The organism is Bradyrhizobium sp. JYMT SZCCT0428, from assembly GCF_018131075.1.
Taxonomy (GTDB): domain Bacteria; phylum Pseudomonadota; class Alphaproteobacteria; order Rhizobiales; family Xanthobacteraceae; genus Bradyrhizobium.
The window spans coordinates 1-20884 of sequence record NZ_JAFCLS010000049.1 but is presented as its reverse complement, the minus strand read 5'-3'; the positions used below and the strand labels follow the sequence as shown (position 1 = coordinate 20884).

Sequence of the window (20884 nt, the reverse complement as noted above, 5' to 3'; positions counted from 1 at the left end):
TCAGGCGCAAATGGAACACGACGGATATCTCGGTCTTATCGCCGTGCGATCTACCAAACAAAAGTCGGCTCGCAGAAGATGCTGCAGGGGTAGCCGCGTTAATAGGCATTCCAATACACCTTTCTGGAAAAGAAGGTCATGACCAGGATTTTGAGATCGAGAAGGAGTGACCAGTTGTCGATGTAGTAGAGATCGTGCTCCACACGACGCTGCATTTTCTCGAGGGTATCAGTCTCGCCACGGTACCCGTTGACTTGAGCCCAACCTGTAATGCCAGGCTTGACGTTGTGGCGGCGGGAAAATGACGAAATCAGCTCAGAGAACACTTCGTTCTGCGAGGTTGCGTGTGGGCGCGGGCCGACGAGCGACATGTCGCCGATCAGGACATTGAACAACTGTGGAAGTTCATCGACATTGGTTTGGCGCATGAGGCGTCCCAGACGGGTCACCCGTGGATCGTGTCTGGTGACAGGGCTGAAGCTGTCGCCATCCTCCATCACGGCCATCGATCTGAACTTCAGCACGCGAATCGGCTCGTTGTTGTAGCCGTGCCGTGTCTGGCGAAAGAACACCGGCCCACGGGAATCGAGCTTGATTGCGAGGGCAACGATGACAAAGAGGGGGCTAACCATAATCAGCCCGGCGATTGCAGCGGCGACGTCGAAAGCTCGCTTTGTGGCCCGGTGGAAAGGATCGAGGGGACACTGGAAGATCCGCATCGTCACCATGTCGCCAAACTGGGTGATCCGCGACACGGCCATGAGGTCGATGGATCCAACAGGAAGGACGTGAACGTCAACCGGGAGGTCTGACAGGGCGCTGGCAAGCGCGAGAGCCGACGGAACGTCCGCTTCCGAAGGCAAAATCACGATGTCATCTACTCGGAGGGGCCGGCAGTTTGCGACAAGCTGGCGCGCATCAAGCAGTGCTTGGGCCGCGCCTGGAAGCGTCGGTACGGAGGCGTCGGTGCGAGCTGTCGGAAAGTCGAACGAGTGGATGGTGCGAATCCCGGTGCCCATCGCTCGAACGGAGAACCGCAGGCAGTGAGCCTGGTCTCCAATTAGTACGATGCGCCTGGCGTCGATCAGTCCCGCTGCAATGGCCGGCTGCAGCAGCGAGAACCATACTGCCCGTGTGCCAAGTACCGCGAGGAGGACACTCGCGGCCTGGGCGATCACAGTGGCGCGTGAGTACTCTTCGGAGATTTTCAGAACGAATATCGTCGAGAGGAAGAAGGAGAATGCGAGGAAGACGCTGCTGGCGCCACTCCACAGGAACATGTGGCGGGGCTGCGTCAGGATCCGGGAGTATTGCCCGAGCGCTATGGAAACGAGCAGCTCCAACGTAGCAATCAGAAGGGATTCCTGAATGTACTTGGCGGGGTCCGGCGAGACCAGGACCTGCCCCAGGATAAGTCGATGATAAAGGATGGCGGCGAAATAGGCCGCTACAGTTATGAGCAGGAATTCGGTGCTTGCTGCCAATGCCAATAGGGCAGCCAGTCGGTTCTTGCCGACGCGTGCCGGGAGTGTCCTGCCGACGCCGGCCGAAGGCGTAGAGGCCGGCAAATTGGTAAAGGAGGCGTAACTCATCGCACTCTGCCACCCAGCCATTCCGTCCCCCTGGCCAAATCAGTAGCATCGGAGCCGCCGGTCCGAACTGGCAATAAATGGGTAGGGAGGGGTAACCACGATGGTCGATTGAGCTGCGGCAACGCGGGATTAAAATTGGCGGGAAGAAATCCGCTCCGCGATGCTCAGCACTGATCAATCGAACAGAAGGAGACACTGAGCGGCCCAGCGCGAATGAGGGAGCAAGAACGGCAAAATCGCTTCTCTGGACGGTCGCTCGGACGATAGCGATGCCGGCGCGCGCTGGCTTCCATCAGGAGATTTGAAGAACTTCACGGACCACGTCCAATCAGGGAATTGCTAACATGCCGAATGCCGGACTGTGCAATGATTTCCATGTCGATGTCTTCGGCAGCACCCTGGGCCGCAGCATCAAATGGGGCCTGGTGGCCGTTGGCCTCACGATTTTCGTTCCTCAAGCAAAGGCCGAGTATCGGGTTAGCATCGGAGACGTGCTGGAGGTCTCGGTGGCGGGCCTGCCGGAGCTGCGGCATCGTGGTGCCGTCCAAATGGACGGGAATATTTCGTTACCACTGGTCGGAATGCTCCCAGTAGCCGGCCTGCCCTTGCCGCAGGCCCGGGACAAGATTGGTGCCGCACTGGCGAGCAAGGTGTTTCGACAGCGCGAGGCCGTCATCGTGATAGACGCGGATCAAGTCACTACGACGGTCGCGGAATACAGGCCGATATACGTAAATGGGGACGTGTCGAAGCCGGGCGAGTACCCTTATCGTCCGTCCATCACCGCGCGCCAGCTCGTTGCTGTGGCAGGCGGCTACGACATCATGCGTATCAGAATGAACAATCCGTATCTCGAGTCGGCGGATTTGAGAAGCGAGTACGGATCGCTTTGGACAGAACTTGCCAAAGAACAGGCGCGTATGTGGCGCATCAAGAACGAGCTTGGAGAGGCGACGCAGCTCAATCCAGGCATTCTGACGGACGTGCCCATTGCCCGGTCGGCGATCTCGGAAATAGTCAATGCAGAAACGGAATATTTGAAAACGAAGCAGAGTGACTTTCAGCAGGAAAAAACATTCATTCAAAGCGGCGTCCGGCGGGGAGACGATGAGATCCGCGTGCTCTCGGAACAGCAGAAGAAGGAGGAGGAGGGGCTTCAGTCAGACCTCGAAGAACTGCAGAAGGCGTCCGATCTCTTCGCCAGGGGTTCCTTGACCAGTCCTCGCGTTACGGATGCCCGTCGCGCGGTGTTGCTATCGTCAACCCGGAAGCTGCAGACCACTGCGCAGCTGCTGCAGGCCAGGAAGCAACAGGAGGAGCTCACCAGAAGGCTGGCAAAGCTTGACGACCAGCGCAGGCTCGATCTGCTCCGTGAGCTGCAGGAGACCAGCGTAAAGCTTAACCAAATTCGCGAGAAGTTGCAGAGCGTCGGAGAGAAGCTTCTGTACACTACGATGGTTCGATCGCAACTCGCACGCGGTAGCGGTAACAAAACGGACATTGCGATCATTAGAAAAGGCGACAAGGGCCAGGAACGGATCATCGCAAGCGAAGATACCGAGCTGGAGCCGGGTGACGCAGTCGAGGTCACCTTGCGATACCAAGACCGGCCTGACGCTTCCCCCCGAAGCCTAAGCCATTCAAGTATCCCGTCAGGGACAGGCCGGGTCGACGCGACTGGGAACGAGTCGCTGCGCGTCGGGAGGAGGTGACGAGGGTTGCCGCAACGGCGTTCGTCTATGTCACGACACGCCTTGGCGCGGCTGCCGAAACTTTCTCGCAGAAACATTTATCGCGGTCCGAGTCTGGAGAGCGTAGCCGGCGCCTAGGCAGGCATTGCACGGAAGCCGGTTGGACGAATACGGAAAGTGCCCGAAATGATCTTGTTGACAGGCGGCGCTGGCTACATAGGGTCTCACGTTTGTATCGCCTTGATGGAGGCCGGGCTCGACGTCGTCGTCGTCGACAATCTCTCCAACAGCAACAAAGCCTCTCTCCAACGGGTGCAATCCATCTGCCGGCGGTCGCTCGTCTTCCGGCACGCTGACATCCGGAATGAAGAGGCCATCTACGAAATACTTCGTTCCTGCGGGGTGACTGCGGTTATTCACCTTGCGGGGCTGAAGGCCGTGGGCGATTCCAACGTTCGACCCATGACGTATTACGATAATAACGTCTTGGGAACGATGCGGCTCGTGTCGGCCATGAAGCGGGCAAACGTGAAGTCGCTGGTCTTCAGTTCGTCCGCAACTGTTTACGGCGTACCCAGCTATCTGCCGCTCGACGAGAAGCATCCGCTAGGACCGACAAATCCGTACGGCCGCACCAAGTTCTTTATCGAGGAAATGCTGAGGGATCTTTACAGCTCCGACGACGAGTGGCGAATCGGTATTCTGCGGTACTTCAATCCGGTTGGCGCGCACGAAAGCGGACTCATCGGTGAAGACCCGCTGGGTGTTCCGGGCAACCTGTTGCCGTTTGTGGCGCAAGTGGCGATTGGAAGGCGAGAAAAGCTATTCGTTTGGGGCAACGACTATGACACGCCGGATGGCACCGGTATCCGCGACTTCATCCATGTCGTCGATCTTGCATCCGGTCACCTCAGCGCCCTGCGCCACCTGCAACGGCCCGGGGTGCTCACGGTCAATCTTGGAACGGGCAGCGGCAGCAGCGTTCTGGAAGTCATTCGAACATTTGAGGCGGTGAGTGGCAGGTCTATCCGGTATGAAATTGGAGCGCGCCGGGCAGGGGATGTCGCCATCTGTTATGCCGACCCCACGTTTGCGAAGGAGGAGCTGGGTTGGAAATCGGCGCGATCGTTGGAGCAAATGTGCGCGGACCATTGGCGTTGGCAATTGCAGAACCCCAACGGCTATCGTGGTATCGAGCTTAAGGTCCAGGAGCGGTCCAGCGACCTCACCGCCCGAGCGTCCGCTCCAAGGGGGTGAGCAAGCACCGAACTGTCCGACCGCATGAGCGGGCTTGAGGACGAGTTGCGGCAGCGAGCACGCCGCCCATCAGAGGTAGCCCGTCAAGACCCAAAATCTCCATGCCTGGCGGCGCAACTTGCAGATAAAACGGTGACGATAGGGACAAACGATGCCGCATTATCGTGTCTACGTTTCGGATGAACAGGGCCGGTTGGTGGGCGTGGTTAACTTTGACTGCGCTGACGACGATGCAGCGAAAGAGCGAGCCAAGCATTTGGGGAACGCGCACGAGGTGCAGCTTTGGCGGCAGGTCGCGCAGTTCAAATTCGAGAATCCGCCGGACCGATCCAAGCGGCGACGAGGCGCCCTCGCGCACTAGGACCCAACGCAGGCACGCACCGCCACCATCCTGACACCTGGCCGCACTGTGACGGCACTGCCGCACACCGATGCCGATTGTGCCGTTACGATAACTTCAGGGATCGTCTGATGGAACGGTCGCAGCTCCAGCCAGCATGATCCCAACGCATCATCGACGATCCGACCACCGCCGAGACCAAGAAGCAGGCGCGCTCGATCACATACCAGCTCACCATCGCCAGGCGATGCGCGCGTCCCTGAGCCCCAGCTAGGCCGCTGAGCGGCGGATGCCGTCCGCTTCTCGCGAGGCTTCCCTGGGCCAGCCAAGCCCGATGGCTCCGGGCCCGGATCGCCTTCTGCAGCGTCTCGGTACCGATGCGTCCGTGTGACAGTGTAGGGTTCGTGCAGATCGAGCTCAGCCACCAGCTTCGGCCGCCTGCAGCGACCGCTCGATTTCGCCGCAACCGTCGCGCGTCATTCTGGCTCAATGTCGGCAGCCGGATCGCGCAACGCGAAGACGCCGTGGCGGCACGCTTCGTTTTGCATACGCTACGCATGCAAATCGCGGCGGGACTGACTTTCAAATCCCGCCGCGATCGCCTGTTACTTAGCTAACCGCGCTGCGCCAAGAGACCTTGGGTTGATGTCCTTGCGGATCAGGCCGTCGTAACGCGCTACCTCGGCATGACTTGTCTCGTGGTTAAGCACTTCCACTGGCGCCGGACCCCCGATTTGCTTGATCTCGGAGATTGCCGCGATAGGGCTCGGGTGTCGCTCGCTCACATTTGAGATTGAGGGCTGAAAGCTGCTTGCCCGATTGTTCATCCCCCAGATCGCCGCTTGTGTGCGGTTCTGGACCCGGATCTTGCGCAGGATTGCCTTGACGTGGACCTTCACGGTCGCCTCGGCGATGTCGATTTTTCGCGCTATCGACTTGTTGGACTCGCCTTCGATCAGGCCGCGCAGAATCGACTTCTCCCGAGGTGAAAGCTGTGGCGCGATCGCATCCTCGCTTGTGACAACGATTGCCTCACTGCTGTCGTCGCTCGGCGCCACCTCAGGCAGATGGCTGCCTTTGGAATCGAGGAACAATGACAGGAATGCCGGCGGAAAAAATGTTTCACCCATCATCACCAACTCGACGGATTTGATGAATACGTCACACCTCATTACGTCGACGAAAAAGCCATTGGCGCCGGCCCGAAATGCCGAAACCAGTTCATCCAGCCGATAGTGATCGGCCACGATTGCAAAGCGGCCGCCCGGATACCTCTGTCGCAAAATTTCGATCTGTTCGAGGGCGACGCTGAAATCGTCACCGGTGTGGACAATGAGAAATAGCAATTGGTGTGGTTGGAGTTTGCCGGGCGGCAAATCATCAGCGCACGATACCGAGGCTGATGTGCGACAATTTGCTGCGCGTAGGATTCTGGCAATTCCTTCCCTAACTAAGATGCTTCTGCCAACGAGAACCGTTGTAAAAGATTTTTGCCTCCGCATTTTACTCTCCCGCCAAACGCAATTGTTTGAACTAAATGATTGGCTTTGTACTCAGTCGGTCTTCTTCTCCAGTCGTCTTGCTCCTTCGTTCAAAGGGGTTTTTTATTGGCAGATTTGAAAGGCCCCGAATCTGTGATGCTTGTTTTCCTACGTTCGCAGAGTAGCGGCTTGGCAGGTTTCGGGGGATCCGCGTTAGTAAAGTCTTTACGAATGTTAGATTCGAATTCTCCGTATCCCTATATACCTTTGGTTATAGTGCCCGCTCGGGCAGATGGATGTCGTTCCTAATGGCTAACGCCCCCCTCTTCCGCATTCTCTGAGCGAGTTGATAGCGCCACGCTGATCAAGCGTTGTGGAGCTTTTGCGCTGCTGACGGTGTCGCCAGGTACAGATGCACTGGCGCGAAAGCTTCAAATGATGAAATGCGAAAGCGAAGTAACGCGTCACTCGAAAATCCGTACTTCTACGGAAGCACCGCGAAGGGGTTACATCTTTTGAGACACAGACGGGGCGACAGGACGCGGGTTAACCTCGTTTTGCGTTGCGGTATCGAATGCGTTGCATTGTTGGAAATTTGTCTCGAACTCGTTTAGGTTAGCAATGAAACAGGCAGGGGCGAGTGGGGTTTAAGTTATTGGGGGGATAGGCTGAGGACCGCCCGATGCGTTGTACCAACGTAGTGATCGCAGACCGGCATCCGATCGTTCTGCAGGGGTTGAGCCGTCTGCTTGGCGCCGACGGCGACTTCAACATTGTTGCGAGTTGCAGTGATGGTGCAAGTTGCATCGAGGCGCTGCGGAAGTTCGGGCCGGACATCGCAATTCTCGGCGTTTCAATTCCTGGCGTGACCGAATCGGAAATTCTCTCCCTCATCAATTCTGAGAATCTTGCCACGCGACTGGTCTTTTTCACCGCAACTGATGAGGACTGCGAACTGGTCATGGCAGCTGCGGCCGACGGCTACAGCGTCATTTCTAAGGATACGGACTCTGAAGCTCTGATGCAGGCCTTGCGCGAGGTTGCGACAGGTCAGCGGCTGTTGCCGCTGCTTTCCCCTGAACAAACAATAACTCGGGAGCAAAGCGCGATCGCCGAGAGTGCGCTGACAACGCTGACGGACCGTGAGCGCCAGATCATGCGCCTGGTGTCCGAAGGATTGTCGAACAAGGAAATTGGTCGACGGCTGAGTATTACGGACGGCACCATCAAGGTGCATCTTCATCACATTTTTCAGAAGCTCGAAATCAGTAACCGGACGGTGCTTGCGGCGCTCGCGATTTCGCAGAGCGATCGCGCGGGATCCCCTGAAGACAAGCCGGCGCTGCCCATCTCGTCCGATTGAGCGGAAGGTGAGGACAGGCTGAGCGAAAACCCCGCGCCGGTCTCAATCAGTAAAAGCAACCTGGAAGTACCAAGTCATCGGCGACGTCGATGCTGGATTGAACATGTCGTCCGCACGCTCGGCCATTTTTGCATGAGACGATAGCCTCATAGGTGTTGATGGCGCGCTCTAACCCAATCGGGTGAGACAAAACTCTGGCTTTCAGTGCCGCTTTGCCAGGCTGTCTCGTGCTGTGTCCAGGGCTGGTGGCACTACTTCAACGTATTCGCGATGAATGGTGGTCGGCGACTTATTTCCATCGAACAAGACGCTGACGCTATTAACGTAGACGCTCCCTCCGACAATCGTGCCGGTCTTGTTGGCAAGGCGCGCGCAGCGTGACGCACCAAGAGCGCTCATTCGAACGCGAACGCCAACCGGTAGATTGGACTTCATTGGACAGTCCAGGCTGCAATCGGCTCAGTGCCGAGCTATCTAACACATGACGATATTCGGCTGGATGCGGCGCAACCGGAACACTTCCTTGGCGCAGAAGCGGTTTTTTAAGGGGTACCCCCATTGGGTGGTAGACCTGGCGCTTCGTCTGGCGACAGTCTAGGTGCGATTCGTGCACCTCTTGATCAACGCGGGCTGTGTGCCGGCCGGCGCGCGGTCATCGAAGGCCTCAATCAGGGCGACGAACGAGCGTTATTGTTCGCCCGTTGGTTTCGTGTGTTTTCGAGCGGAGGCAAAATGCGTATTGCTCTGCCATACGCGGCTATTGTCTGGTGCATTGCTGTTGCGATTTGGATCGCTTTGGGCACGGCGCCATAGCGGACGCTTCGTATCTGCGCGCGCAGAGCGAATGCAGCCGGAGCGTGCGGTCATGGCCGGGAGCCGCTGGGTCATCTTCACGGCATTACGTTGACTTTAATGCTGGGGCTCGAAATCAGGCACTACAAGGCAACTGGGACGGTTACGCGGAGTAACGGGTGGTTAGAGGGCCGCTGGACTGTCCCGGAGAATCTTCCGATAAAGTCTCGTGGCTGGCAAGAGCGCGAACGCGCGATCGTATCGATCGGTTCAAAACCTGAAGGATCACCTTTTCGTCACACTTCAAAAAGTATTTTTACCCCAGCTATAGTTGAATTGTTCTTGCCCACCCTTTTGGCCACTTTCATTTTTGCCCGCGATGGCACAAGTCACATCGTTCTGAAACGAGAAAGCAAGGAATCGAATTTGGGTTGGTTCGATGTGCAAGAGGTAGCGGACACCACTAAGGCAGCTTTCCACAATGGTCGCGTTACCCGCCGGTCGGACTGCGTTAACTCGCGACGACCGTTAAACGTAGTGCGGCGCTCGGCCTCATAGCAATTCGCCGACGTCATGTGGGATGGCAGAAACAGGTTCCTAGTTTCCTTCACCGTCCGCTGTCAGGCCAGCCGGGATCGCAAGTGGCGTGAGACCTGCGAATTCATGAACGATTCCCAGTTTGAATTGCAGCACCGCTTCCTAACGTATCTTCCGTCGCTATCTCACTCTCGAAAAAGTCTTGCGCGATGCCGGCGCGATCTACAAATAGATCGACCACACGGTGGTCTATTTTTGCCAATTCGTCAGCCTGTCTTTGCAATACCTCGGAGATAACTCGTTCCGGTAGCTGGTCGCGACCACGGCTTGTCGGAACGAATCAGAAATTCAGTCCCCGCCTTCGCCTTTCTCAGTCCGGCGGCAATGAAAATGAGCAGAGCACCCGAATAGCATGAATTCCTCGCCGCAACCGGAGAAGGTTGGGCGCAGCATGGCAAAAATCGCAAACGACTCCTCGAGGTCACCAGCCGCAGAGTCGATTGTGAAATGGATGGCGTCGTAGATCCCGCCGCGGCTTCCATCTTGCCGCGAACAAGGCTCAACGAATTTGCCTTACCCTCGCCGATCGGACGTTTTAAACTCAGCTCAAGAATCATCACTCGGCCCCCCTGCATGTCATGTGGGTTTTCGACGAGGCGCGCCCCCTTCTGTTGCGGCCGCCCATAAAATTCATGGACGAACTTGAAGATCGCAGGTCCGAAGAATTCCTTTAGCTGCGGTTCCGTCAACTGAACCGCCCGGGCAATCTCCGGCCAACGGCGTCCGGAACCACATCAGCGCCATGACCACTGGCAAATCGGAATAGATCGAATCCGACCGTTTCCACGCCAGCTCGACCCCCCGCGTTAGAGCCGTAAAAAGTGCATCACGCGCGGCGCTATCCCAGGGTCGCGCTTGGCGTTTCAGCGGGGGCTAACGGCTTCAGCGAGGTGTTCGCCGTGCCTTAGCTCGCTCTTCCCAACGATTTAGCATCTGCCCGAGATCGCTGCCATGCATCATTTCAGTAGGGGAAAGGGCGTCGTTCGCGTTCCCGGGAGGCGGTTTATTCGGCTCGATGAAATTCCTCCAGACGCGCGCTCCCGCTCGGCGTCGCCGGGAAATGTATTCCCGGGTACCGTAACCGGCGGCATAGGCCGCCCCGAGTAAAGCAACGAGACTTAGAACTTCCTGCAACGGCTCTCTCCATAAAGGAGGCGCTCCAGACCGCAATTACGGTTCGAAATTAACCTAATGGATTAGGTTTAACAGCCCCATCGCTCGCTCGGGCCGGCGCGTCTGGAAGCGGTTGATGGCACCCCGCCTACCTTGCCTGGCATGACGGTTGCAACTGAAGCCTGTTACGCCGAGCGGACCTATACCGGGGCAGAAACCATTTTCTCACCCGGCTTTTCGCCGGTTTCCATCGCCGACGTCCAGACCAGTTATTTCGACGCGGACGGCCCGCCGATCCCGCTGACGCAGGGAGTGCATTTTTCCGTCAACCTCGGCGTCGACGATGCAGAGCTAAACGTCCGAAGGCGGATCGTTTCCGTTGATTGATCATCTCAGATCGCCTGCCTTAAGAGTCCGCGCCGTTGCTGCCACTGGAGGAAAATGCACCAAAGGCAATATCGAACAACCTGATCCAGCCAGGAGGATGTCCGTTCGCCAATATGAGCGGAGAATCCGCGAAAACAGACCGCAATAGTTATTTCGGCATTTTTCATTCACCCATTCTCGATGCGCGTCTGGTTCGCTCCATAGTGAAACTCGTCATTCGGCTACGGTCGCGATTACCAGCGCGACTAGGTCACACAACATGACACCACCCGGTCTTGGTTTCCCGTCTACGCCGCGCACCTGACTGAAGAAGATAACAGACCACCGCATGAAACAACCGCCCCAATGCCGACCCTGAAGCCGCCGGGCGCAAGCTCTTGAAGATCTTCATCACGATCGAGCCAATCCAGGACGGCCGCGTCCACATCGAAGAAGATCAACGGACCGTTCCTGTACCCATGGCGGCAGCCCGGCTGAATACGGCGCGGGCCTCGCCTTGCGATTAAGCGCGGCTGGCTCTGGAAACACGAACCCGGCACCTACGTAAAGTTTACTTCGGCCGGGGCAGAGTCTCTTCGCCTGGTCCTTCGCTCGGTCGCCGGGTCGCGGTAAGATGGTGTCTATGTCGTAATCGGCGATCCGCTCATGTCGAGGAAGCGAGCTTTCCAGAAGGAGCTCGACGTCGCAAGCACATTATAGCCGCGGTTGACGGCCTTCTTGATGCGGTCGAGTGGCGATGTGTTCGTCAGGTGGATATAGCGTCCTGCATCGGGATCGTAGCAGAACAGTTGCAAGTCGGTGTGGTTCAGAATGTGCGCGGAAACCGTGTGGAGGGATCGTTACCATGGTCCTCGCAGATCACCACGCAATCGGTCTTGAGCAAACCCGCCCCTCCGATCATGGCACCGATTTCGAGGCCCTCAACATCGAGCTTTAACACGAGGCGCTTTGTGGACAGATCCATTCGGTCCACCAGATCGTCCAGTGATACCATCGGGACTGCCTCGCCGCCTTCCACATGGTCGGCGATCGACATCGATGCGTGCTTGCGGCCTGAAAGGTAGGCAGTTCCTGATTTCTCACCGATCGCGCTTTTGATTGTCTCGAAACGGTCGCCGTTTAGGGCGGCGTTCCGGCGTAAGTAAGCGTAGTTGGAGGAGGAAGGCTCTATAGCGATAGCGCGTAGCGAGCCGTCAATATGATCAAGACCGAAACAGAGAATATCCTTGCATCTCGCTGAGCTCTCCCAAGCGCTGGAAACCTATCTAGAGCGCCAAGTCGGCCTCAGTTCGTCTGCGACAGCCGCGGCGGCACAGTGTCCGCAACAGCAAGGCCGTTCACAACCCACAGCCTCAGACCGACCAACGCCACATTAATGGCAACCCACACACAGGTCACGACGATCGCGATGACCATAATGAGTCTCCTTTGGATGTTTCCCCGAATCTTGGTGCGATAATAAAATCGAAATATCGATGGTGCGCTGCGAGATTTCCGGATCTCCACCACGAAGCGAACAGCCAACGCCAGTAATTCTACGGACCTGGTTACTTAGCAGCTCAGGGCGTCAGGCAACTCCGGACGCCAGTCTACGTTTATGACCAGAAGGCCGAGCCTGAGCCGGTTCAGGACGGGAGGGGGACTAAACCGAAATGAGCGACAACCCCATTGCACCGATGCAATGCGGCCCCAAGATGTGGTGCCAAATCGAAACGGACCGGATTGCCCTGCCGTTTCGCCGGCTGTGACTGGTATGGCAACTTCCGACATGGCGGTCCGAAAAAAGAAGCTAATGACGCCTCCGCCTATATCAACGCGCTTGCCCGATTGGTGCGTGATAACGATTAGGACTATCTCGTCACCGTGTGAACTTGCGGCCGGACTAGACGCGATTGAAGCCTTAGTTTGTGCGGAAATATTTTAAGTTGCAGCACGACGTATCGTAAACGGATTGGTCGAAGCATCGGTTTTAAAGCAGGAGAGACAGTTTCAATGCCGCGGGCACCGTCCTACCTCTTGAACCATCGTTGCGCCTGCGACGCACCAATGTGTGCGCGGAAACCGCTGGTGCTCTCGGCTTGCCGGATGACCGTCCTATCCGCGCCTCTAAATACTACCGTTAGTCGGTCGATTATGCTGCCGACTTGATGGCGTTCAAGTTCACGATGAGGAATGGCCAGCACATTGTGCGCCAGATCAGCAGGGCGCGCTTAGTAACTTGACTAGTGGTTGGACCACCGCGCCCAAAAAGGTAAACGAACCATAAACTTAGGGCGCGGTCACTTAGAGCCCGGGTGTTGTACTTCGGATACAGCCTTCGCGACTAAATGCCGCTACAGTTTTCCCAGGTTGATGGGTGCTCCTGCCGGAGGGGCCGCTTCAGCGAAGTGCATGGGGATTGAGATATGAAAAAGTTTTTGCTCGGAACGGTTGGTTTGCTTGCTCTCGGAATGGGCGCTCCCGCTACTGCAGCTGATATGGCCGCTCGGCCATATACCAAGGCACCGCCTCCGATGGTGGCCCCGATTTACGACTGGACCGGCTTCTATATCGGCGGCAATGGCGGTTGGGGGCAGAGCAGCAACTGTTGGGATGTCGTTGACGTGACCGGCTTTGCCGTTGCGAGCGGCTGCCGCGAACGGTCCGGGGGTCTCGTCGGCGGTCAGATCGGTTATCGTTGGCAGTCGGGCACCTGGGTGTTCGGCCTGGAAGCTCAGGGCGACTGGGCGGATTTTAGCAACCAGCGCATCAGCCTCATCAATCCCCTGTTCTCCACGCGCACCCAAACCGATGGCATCGGCCTCTTTACCGGCCAGATCGGCTACGCCTGGAACCAAGCGCTGTTCTACGTAAAGGGTGGCGCGGCGGTGACGAGCAACCGCTTTAGCATCCTCGAGAACGTTTTCGGTACTGAACTGGCCTCAGCCAGCGCGACCCGCTGGGGCGGCACGGTGGGTGTCGGATTAGAGTACGGCTTCACGCCAAACTGGTCGTTCGGTGTCGAGTACAACCATCTTTTCATGGGTGATGCCAACAATACGTTCACGGCTGCAGCGGTTCCCGCCGCTTTCGTCAATAACCGGATCAGCCAAGACGTGGATATGGTCACCCTGCGCCTGAATTATCGCTTCGGCGGCTACGGCGCTCCGGTCGCAGCGAGATACTGACCTCGCCCAATCACATCGTCTCCAGTAAAGTAGGCCGGCAGAAATGCCGGCCTATTTTATTAGAGGGATTACATGCCCAAAAAATCGATCAGGTGCCTAACTCGACCACAGCCGGCTTCGCGACGCGCGGCTGCCGATCTCATAAATGAAGCTTTAAAGAAATCGGATGTCGCCGAAATTTGTCACGCCATTGGCGCGGCCACCCACCTTTACAACATTTCTCATCTTGCGGAGAAATCTGGGATTGCGAGGACAAGCATTCATCGTGCGTTTGCACGCGATCCACAAAAACCGAACTTCATGACAATTTTTAGGGTACTCGATGCGATGGGCTTCCAGTTGCATGTCACGATGCGCCGGAATGAAGGAGCTGTGCGGTTGAAATCAGGCTGATCGCCTTGGGACCTGAACGGTGACGCGGATCCGCAACCGTTTCAGGAGGTTGAGACTATATGTGTGCCCTAGATGATACCGGGAACGTCGCGAAAGTTGCCCTCACGGTACCAATTGAAAGCACCGTGAGGTCGTTTTCGCGTTGTTTCATGCAGCGCGCTTGCTCTGATTTGATACCGCGACGGGATATTTTGATACCGCGTTTTGTTTTTCGCATGAACGCCTTGCTCGGCAACTGGCCGGTACGTCGCAGGTGTGGAACGTCAGGCGCCATTCGCTGGCATGTGGTGACTTGCGACGGAACGCGCCCCTTGTGACCAGTTCAATGAACGCGCGCTCCTGACGTTCGGCAAGGCACGCTGGGCCGTTCCCCGCGCGACATTGCAACGCTCGGAAGCTCGGCGAACGGATAAGCCAAGTTGGCCATTGTTGTTGCCCTTGTAGAGTCTCGTAAGTTCGATCAGCACGGCTCGCGCCGGGCAACCGAAGGAAAGATACGCTGGCGACGTCAGGAGCCAGTCATAGAACCTGACATGCGGCGCATCGATCCGCTTGTTCATTCTACGGCGTTTCAGCATGACCACCCTCCACACGCGCCAGAACCCCGTTCGTGATTGTTCGCGGCTTCCGACGGGGTTCGGAGTACGGGCGGGACCGAAGTCCCGCCAGTGACGCTTCGTGGGCCAGCAACCGCTATCACACTTGCCGCCCTTCATTTCGAAAATAGCAATCAGGCTCCGAAGCACATAACGACGTTGTTGCCCTGAGAACGGGCCGTCGTGTGCTTCGCGAATCGTCTCAATGAAAATTCCGGCCTTTCGGAGCTTGTGGACATAGCCGCTCCAGCGTGGCCCCGGATGATCGATCGGAGTGCATCCGTTGTCATGCGCGGCCTTCAGTTCCAGCAGTGCCCATGCGTCGCGTCCGCGCACGGTCACCACGGGTCCAGCTTTGCCGATTTGTGCTTTTACGATCAGAATCATCGGCGGCGCTCCCCGTCCGCGAAGCCCGCATTGGCGATGATGGTTTCGGCAGTGGCGAGGGAAACCCTGCACCGACTGGCAACCCACCGGACGCGATAGTCTGGAAAGGCACCGGCCCGATTGGCGGCCCAAATAGGTCTGGAAAGTGGTGTTGCCTTCGACAGTGTGGTAGAGACTTCATTGTCAGAGTTCCTTTGCAAGAGGGGTTTTGGCGATAACCTTGGAGCGGTCTTGACCACCGCTCTGAGGTTTTTTCATAAACGGACGCGTCACGCGGCATCGAGCGGTGCTGCGAGGAATCCTCGCAAATCTTCGCGCAGGACGAGCGTGCGCTTTCCGCACTTGCGAGCCTTAAGGCTCCCCTCGGTGATAGCTTGATAAAGTTTGGTTCGGCCAATCCCAGCCATCGCGCAGGACTTCCGAGATCGAAAGTCCTTCACGGGTAATCAATGAGTAGTTTTCATTCATTCCGTGTACTCCGTTGTCGTCCACGATTTGTTTCGTGGACAACAGGAGCTTACGAAGCCGAAACCGACACAAAAATTGTTTAGGATAAATCCGTCGCCGACTAATTTTGCTTGTCCGTCAATTTCGTCGGTTTTTCAGGTAACCCACAATTGAGATTTGGGTGACGCCATCAATTGCTCGGCAATTTGCCGCCGCTTTCGTTCGGCTTTGGACCGCCATCGTGCCGACCTGCGTCACCATAGAAGACGTGCCAAGTGTCGGAGCGTTCGGGGTGAGGGCGGCGGGTGAGGTCGGGCATGCGCTATTGAAGCGCGGCGCGGTGCCGGGTGCAAATTAACAAGCAGTTGGGGACCTAGATGTCACTGACCTACAGCTTGTCGTGGTGGTCGCGTCCGGATCGCGATCTCCTCATGTCGAGGACGCGAGAATACGAGCTTCCCAGAAGAGACTTGAGGTCGCAAGCACGTTGTAGCCGCGGTTGACGGCCTTCTTGATGCGGTCGAGTGGCGATGTGTTCTTCAGGTGGATATAGCGTCCTGCATCGGGATCGTAGCAGAACAGTTGCATGTCGGTGTGGTTCAGGACGTGCTTGGAAACCGCGTGGAGCGGATCGCTACCGTGGTCTTCGCAGATCACCACGCAATCGGTCTTGAGCAACCGCGCCGCTCCGATCATGGCACCGATTTCGACGCCCTCGACATCGAGCTTTAACACAAGACGCTTTGTCGACAGATCCATTCGGTCCATCAGATCGTCCAGAGATTCCATGGCGACAGCGTCGCCGCCCTCGCCATGGTCGACGATGGTCATCGATGCGTGCTTGCGGCCGGAAAGGTAGGCAGTGCCCGATGTCTCGCCGATCGCGCTTTTGATCGTCTCGAAACGGTCGCCATTGACGACGGCGTTCCGGCGTAAGTAAGCGTAGTTGGAGGAGGAAGGCTCGATAGCGATAGCGCGGCGGGAGCCGTAGGGGCGGCTCGACACCAGCGTCGACCAGTAACCGTAGTTGGCGCCACAGTCGAGCAGCACGTAGTCGGTGTCGGAGATGCCGCGCAAGAACAAGTCGATGTCGAGCTCGTAGACGTACTTGCGATCGAGGATCGTGCTCCAGTATTCGTCACCGAATGGAAAGGCGAATACGGCATCCTCGTTGAGGCGGACGTACATGTCTCGGTTCGGCACCGTCGGACGCAATGCCCGGCAGCCGACGCCGAAACCCCGGTGGGCCCATGACGAGGAGATGCGCGCCCCAGCCTGGAACGCCATGATAAGGGCCTTTTCACGAATGCCGGCTCCCTCAATGGCGCCGCTGGCGCGGTCGAAAGCGAGTCGGGTAGAATCTGCCCTGACGGGAATCATAAATTCAACTTTGACGATAAATGGAAAAAGGATGACCGCTCCGATAAGGGCGAGCCACCGCCTGGTTTCGAACCAGGGTGAAGGCAGGTTCGTATATCACGACGGTACTAGCACGAAGGGGACATGGCTAGATGTCCGACTTTGAGTCCGCTGTTAACCTGAATGTCGGTGCAGCGGGTTAATCTCCTAGGGCTATCGGTTTCCGGACGCACGGCGGCTTTAGTAAAAAGGCCAACCATAACCCTTCGGGAGTCTCAGATCGGGTCGCACCTAATTAGCGCGCGCGCGAAAGCCGCCCCGAGATAAGCTTGGCTACCTATTGTTTCGCCGCAGGGGTATTTGATTCAGAGCCGGCGCTGGCGCGGTTTCTTGAGGCGAACCACAAGCTGCCCCGAGCTTGAACGGATATAGGCGTCCAGACCATCAGCCGGGCCAAACGATCGTCGCGGTCAGATATGCTATCCCGGCGCAAAGGATGAGCAGGCCACCAACGATCAGAATAGCCCGATCGCTCATTTCGCCTTCAGCCCCGCCCAGTTTCACATTCCGCAGTATCCGCTCGCCGTACCGTTCGATCGCGCGTCTAAGTGTGTCGACGGAACGATCGTGCCGATCTCTCGTTTCTTTCCGACTGAACCGCGCATGTTATTGCGCCGCAACCAACTTGAACGCGCCCACGCTCCCTCGCACCATGAGGGCAAGGTGATTTGCGTACATCCGAACCCACCGCTCTCGTGTCATTGGTTGCTCGTTTCCCCGTCGCCTTCAGCCCAGCTCGACCAGCGGGGAGAGAATAATCTAGAGTTTGGGAAACAATCGGTCGCTCGATTTGTCGAGCCGTTTGTCAGCACCGGCAGAGTTAAGGTGTCCGACGAATTCGCCCGTTGGTTTGTAGATCTTTTGAATACGGAGGTCATACAGCTTCTGTCCGGATAGGTTATAAATCTCGTTTGCGCGGAAGACAGCGACGTACTGTCCTTCGCTGTTGAATATTTTTCCGTCCATCGTCACCTCAAGCGCCTGTTCAACGTACCACGAAACGCAGCCTTTGCACGTTGAACGTCATCGATGCCAAGGCGACCCGCGTCGGTGTCGCGCCGCCTTTCCTTAAGTGGGCTTTGCGGTTCCAAAATTAACACGTAACGCGGACATCAAGCTTAACAGGCGAGTTTCGTTGCGACCATTTTAAACGGGGTTAGCCTGGCTGCAAGTCGCGCAACCGGTCATAGGGATCTGGCCTCATGACCATCGACGCGTTGCGCGGCTAGTTAGAGCGGCCTGAGATACCTGTGGAGCGTTACGGCCGGTTAATGCTGGAACCGGGTCTCCCGTTGCTCAGAATCCCCACTCGCGCCGAGAACTGCGCGTGACAAACGATTCATTGACTGTGCAACTCGCGGAGTTGCTTACTTGAGCTGTCCTAGGATCGCCCATGCTCGAGGCTGTTGCAGTATTTTTAGTAATTCTCAGCGTCGGCGTTCTTGTCGCTCACGCGTTGGACGCGTATCGATCTTGGAAATAGCCCTCAGGGTCGCGGCAGGGGGCGCGGCTTTGGCAGCGGGATACGGCCGGTGATCAGTGGGAGCTCGTCGGCCGACGCCTTCGCATTCGGATTTCGCTTTAGGATAGCCTCCGCGGCTCGTTGGTAGGCGAACACCTCGTCTTCAGACGCCGCTAGATCCTGATCACCTGTCGCTTCAGACACAGTCGGCATTCGGCGAATTTCTTCGCTGAGCGGCGGCGAGATCGGGAAAACGACGTAGGTGATCCAGGCTGCAAGGGCAGCTGCGCCTAGAACGGTCGGAACAGCAAATCGCCAGCTGATCATCCTTGGGCCTTAGCTCAACAAGCCGAAGGCATCGTATCGCAACCTGGGCGCACGCGAAAGCGCCCGTGAGGTACGCTGTGTGGACTTAGCGGGGTGGCGCTAGGGCTCTCGATCGTCCAATCGCTCGCTCAGCTTGAGATGGGACAACCGACAAGCGGTCCGCAGCAATTTACCCGTGACCGCATCGACTTGGATGAATCATCTACGGGTGATCACGGAGACCTGCCATCGCGCTCAGCGTCTACTCGGCTCGGGAGAGCAGCTAGGCAGATCAGAGGCCCGTGTAAGTGCGATACCAGTCTGAAATCCGTTACTCGAATTAGCAAAGAGTGCGAGGACAAGAAGCGCAATAGGCAGGTAACACATGGCCAAGCTCGTCGATAGGCGAACAGATGATTGTGTTGAATCAAGGATGTTGTTTCCCGACTCGCCGATGCGACTGGGCGGCGCAGCAGGTGATTTTCATTATTCTTCTTAAACGGGTGGAACGACAGGCAGCGGATGGGTTTCCAGCCAAAGCTGGCGCGCCAAACCGACTGGTTCCAGGCCGGCTGTCACCCACCAATCTCTTTCCTTGCTGGCGCGGTGCAGCTCGCGATGATGCGCCCGGCACAGCGGCACTGTAAATTCGTCGCTGACCTTTTGGCCGAGCCCGCGGGGCTGTGCGAAACGCAAATGGTGTGGGTCACACGGCTCGCGGCCGCAGACAAGGCAGGGGTGGCTAGCCACAAAGCGCAGGTGCTGCCGGTCTCGTTGCCGTTTGGTCTCCGGCAGGGTTAGCACGCTCTTGTCGATGCGCGATCGGACCTCTGGAGTCGCCATGGCTTGTCGCAGTTTGTCTGACGCGGTATCCGCCTCCGACGTCATCTCGCCGCGGGCGAGCCGGACCTGAAACACCGCCCTGACCTTGTCGCCATCTGCAGGCGTCAGGGAGTTTGCTTTTGGCCAGGCTTGCAGCGTCCAGGCGTCCAGATCGTCCTTGAGCCCTAACCCGTCGAGCTCGGCAAGCAACTGGTCTCGCAGCGTTGCCGAGGCTTCAGCCGGCAGGACGCTGACATGAGCAACGTCGGCGCGCTTGCGGGCGCCTTGGAACGATCTAGCTGGCGGGGTCTGGCCGTTCGTACCGGATTGCGGCGGCCTGTGTGTGGGGGCTGGATCCGCCGGTTGGGGACCAGGGTCGGGTGCATCGAGATCGTCGTCGCCGGCGATCCCGACCAGGGTAAAGAGTCCGTAGCGCCGCGCATAGGTGAGGGCGGAGCCCATCCGATGCGGGGCCGCGGTCTCGGTGACGGGACAGACCGGCCAGTCCGAGGCCAGCCATTCGCCGGAAGCATGGAGAAGGGTCGTGGTGAGCTTGATCAGACCGGTCTCCGGCTCTATGGCCGTGGCCTGGACGGTCGCGATCTCGTGCTTGCTCAGGCATCTTCGGACAATATCCAGTCCACTTGCCAGCGAGGCATACCGAAAAGTCCGGCTCTCCTCTCGCGGGAATGCCGAAGGGATGGTCGCCGTCAGCGACTTTTCCGGGTTCTGGATTTCCGCCTGCGCTTTGGCGAGGGCGGCGCCTATGTTGCTGATCGACTGGCTTGCATGTTGCATCGGTAACTCCGTTGAAGAAAGGCCATGACGCTAGCGAGCGGTTAGGAGTTCGACCTGAATCGCCAACACGAGAGCGGCGGCGACCAGCTCGGTTTCCAGATGGGCGGAGAAGTCGCTCAGAAACGCATCCTGCGGGGAGGCGGACCGGAATGCGCGCAGCTCGCACCAGAATGCGGCCAATAGCTCAAAGGCTGCGACATACTCCTCCGGGGGATCGCAGGACGGGTCGAGATGGGCAAAGTCGAAGGGCGACTGCATGGGCGCATCCACGTCCCAACCTACTGCGAGGGCTTCGCTTCGGCTTCCAAAACGTCGCCCGATCGGAAAGCTCGGCGGCGGCTATTCGGCGGGTTGAAGTTCAAAACTAATGGCGCCCGACTTGGAGCGCTTGGCGCGGACGCCGTGCCCTTTGGCCTCTTTCGCGTCCTCTGGAACCAGCTTCTTGAGCTCGCCCTTGGCGGCATCGTGATCGAG

At 57.7% G+C, this 20884-nt stretch carries 19 protein-coding genes and 1 pseudogene; 6 read left to right on the top strand and 14 right to left on the bottom strand.

Translation table 11 applies throughout. The features are described from left to right. Positions 1-98: 98 nt before the first annotated feature. On the bottom strand, positions 99-1592 hold the full coding sequence (locus tag JQ575_RS35070; RefSeq protein ID WP_212037782.1) for an undecaprenyl-phosphate glucose phosphotransferase: 1494 nt from the start codon (positions 1590-1592) through the stop codon (positions 99-101). Between the two features lie 344 nt (positions 1593-1936). Here JQ575_RS35070 and JQ575_RS35065 point away from each other — a divergent pair, with 344 nt between their 5' ends. Together JQ575_RS35065 and galE are read left to right on the top strand one after the other, a co-directional pair. After that, positions 1937-3304 (top strand): polysaccharide biosynthesis/export family protein, encoded by a 1368-nt coding sequence (locus tag JQ575_RS35065; RefSeq protein WP_212037781.1) that lies wholly within the window; start codon positions 1937-1939, stop codon positions 3302-3304. Between the two features lie 165 nt (positions 3305-3469). After that, a complete protein-coding gene (gene galE / locus JQ575_RS35060; RefSeq protein ID WP_212037814.1) occupies positions 3470-4540 on the top strand; it encodes a UDP-glucose 4-epimerase GalE in 1071 nt (356 codons plus the stop codon). A gap of 945 nt (positions 4541-5485) precedes the next feature. Here the strand turns inward: galE and JQ575_RS35055 are convergent. Continuing rightward, positions 5486-6382, bottom strand: coding sequence for a response regulator transcription factor (locus tag JQ575_RS35055; RefSeq protein ID WP_212037780.1), 897 nt, complete (start codon positions 6380-6382; stop codon positions 5486-5488). Between the two features lie 661 nt (positions 6383-7043). On the opposite strand from JQ575_RS35055, the gene JQ575_RS35050 reads away from it, so the two are divergent. Continuing rightward, complete coding sequence (locus JQ575_RS35050) at positions 7044-7724, top strand: response regulator transcription factor (protein ID WP_212037779.1); 681 nt, start codon at positions 7044-7046, stop codon at positions 7722-7724. Between the two features lie 1595 nt (positions 7725-9319). Here the strand turns inward: JQ575_RS35050 and JQ575_RS35045 are convergent. Beyond that, on the bottom strand, positions 9320-9802 hold the full coding sequence (locus tag JQ575_RS35045) for a hypothetical protein (RefSeq protein ID WP_212037778.1): 483 nt from the start codon (positions 9800-9802) through the stop codon (positions 9320-9322). Positions 9803-10379: 577 nt separating this feature from the next. Here JQ575_RS35045 and JQ575_RS35040 point away from each other — a divergent pair. After that, the gene (locus JQ575_RS35040; protein WP_212037777.1) at positions 10380-10613 is read left to right on the top strand and encodes a hypothetical protein; all 234 of its coding nucleotides are present in this window, start codon (positions 10380-10382) and stop codon (positions 10611-10613) included. Positions 10614-10900: 287 nt separating this feature from the next. Here the strand turns inward: JQ575_RS35040 and JQ575_RS46240 are convergent, their stop codons facing one another. The 4 genes from JQ575_RS46240 to JQ575_RS45855 all read right to left on the bottom strand — a co-directional run bounded on the left by JQ575_RS46240 (position 10901) and on the right by JQ575_RS45855 (position 12029). Beyond that, positions 10901-11053 (bottom strand): hypothetical protein, encoded by a 153-nt coding sequence (locus JQ575_RS46240; protein WP_212037776.1) that lies wholly within the window; start codon positions 11051-11053, stop codon positions 10901-10903. A 180-nt stretch (positions 11054-11233) separates the two neighbouring features. Next, complete coding sequence (locus JQ575_RS35030) at positions 11234-11407, bottom strand: hypothetical protein (protein WP_212037775.1); 174 nt, start codon at positions 11405-11407, stop codon at positions 11234-11236. Positions 11408-11418: 11 nt separating this feature from the next. Then, a complete protein-coding gene (locus JQ575_RS35025; protein WP_312016076.1) occupies positions 11419-11784 on the bottom strand; it encodes an FkbM family methyltransferase in 366 nt (121 codons plus the stop codon). A 113-nt stretch (positions 11785-11897) separates the two neighbouring features. Then, positions 11898-12029: a hypothetical protein gene (locus JQ575_RS45855; protein WP_283842673.1), complete on the bottom strand. Its 132-nt coding sequence runs from the start codon at positions 12027-12029 to the stop codon at positions 11898-11900. A 989-nt stretch (positions 12030-13018) separates the two neighbouring features. Between JQ575_RS45855 and JQ575_RS35020 the strand changes: the two genes are divergently transcribed. Both JQ575_RS35020 and JQ575_RS35015 read left to right on the top strand, forming a co-directional pair. Further along, positions 13019-13780, top strand: a complete 762-nt coding sequence (locus tag JQ575_RS35020; RefSeq protein ID WP_212037774.1) for an outer membrane protein — start codon at positions 13019-13021, stop codon at positions 13778-13780. 72 nt (positions 13781-13852) lie between these two features. Beyond that, positions 13853-14173 (top strand): putative addiction module antidote protein, encoded by a 321-nt coding sequence (locus JQ575_RS35015; protein ID WP_212037773.1) that lies wholly within the window; start codon positions 13853-13855, stop codon positions 14171-14173. Between the two features lie 263 nt (positions 14174-14436). On the opposite strand, the gene JQ575_RS35010 is transcribed toward JQ575_RS35015, so the two are convergent. The 7 genes and pseudogenes from JQ575_RS35010 to JQ575_RS45140 all read right to left on the bottom strand — a co-directional run. Beyond that, complete coding sequence (locus JQ575_RS35010) at positions 14437-15156, bottom strand: hypothetical protein (protein ID WP_212037772.1); 720 nt, start codon at positions 15154-15156, stop codon at positions 14437-14439. Positions 15157-15425: 269 nt separating this feature from the next. Continuing rightward, on the bottom strand, positions 15426-15563 hold the full coding sequence (locus JQ575_RS46655; RefSeq protein WP_409364851.1) for a helix-turn-helix domain-containing protein: 138 nt from the start codon (positions 15561-15563) through the stop codon (positions 15426-15428). 469 nt (positions 15564-16032) lie between these two features. Beyond that, entirely contained in the window at positions 16033-16983 is a 951-nt protein-coding gene (locus JQ575_RS35005) for an FkbM family methyltransferase (RefSeq protein ID WP_212037771.1), read from the bottom strand. Between the two features lie 798 nt (positions 16984-17781). After that, positions 17782-17988 (bottom strand): hypothetical protein, encoded by a 207-nt coding sequence (locus tag JQ575_RS35000; protein ID WP_212037770.1) that lies wholly within the window; start codon positions 17986-17988, stop codon positions 17782-17784. A gap of 1297 nt (positions 17989-19285) precedes the next feature. After that, the gene (locus JQ575_RS34995) at positions 19286-20410 is read right to left on the bottom strand and encodes an ERF family protein (RefSeq protein ID WP_212037769.1); all 1125 of its coding nucleotides are present in this window, start codon (positions 20408-20410) and stop codon (positions 19286-19288) included. A gap of 30 nt (positions 20411-20440) precedes the next feature. Beyond that, on the bottom strand, positions 20441-20668 hold the full coding sequence (locus JQ575_RS34990; protein ID WP_212037768.1) for a hypothetical protein: 228 nt from the start codon (positions 20666-20668) through the stop codon (positions 20441-20443). A gap of 81 nt (positions 20669-20749) precedes the next feature. Then, positions 20750-20884, bottom strand: a pseudogene (locus JQ575_RS45140) (endonuclease); the annotation flags it as partial.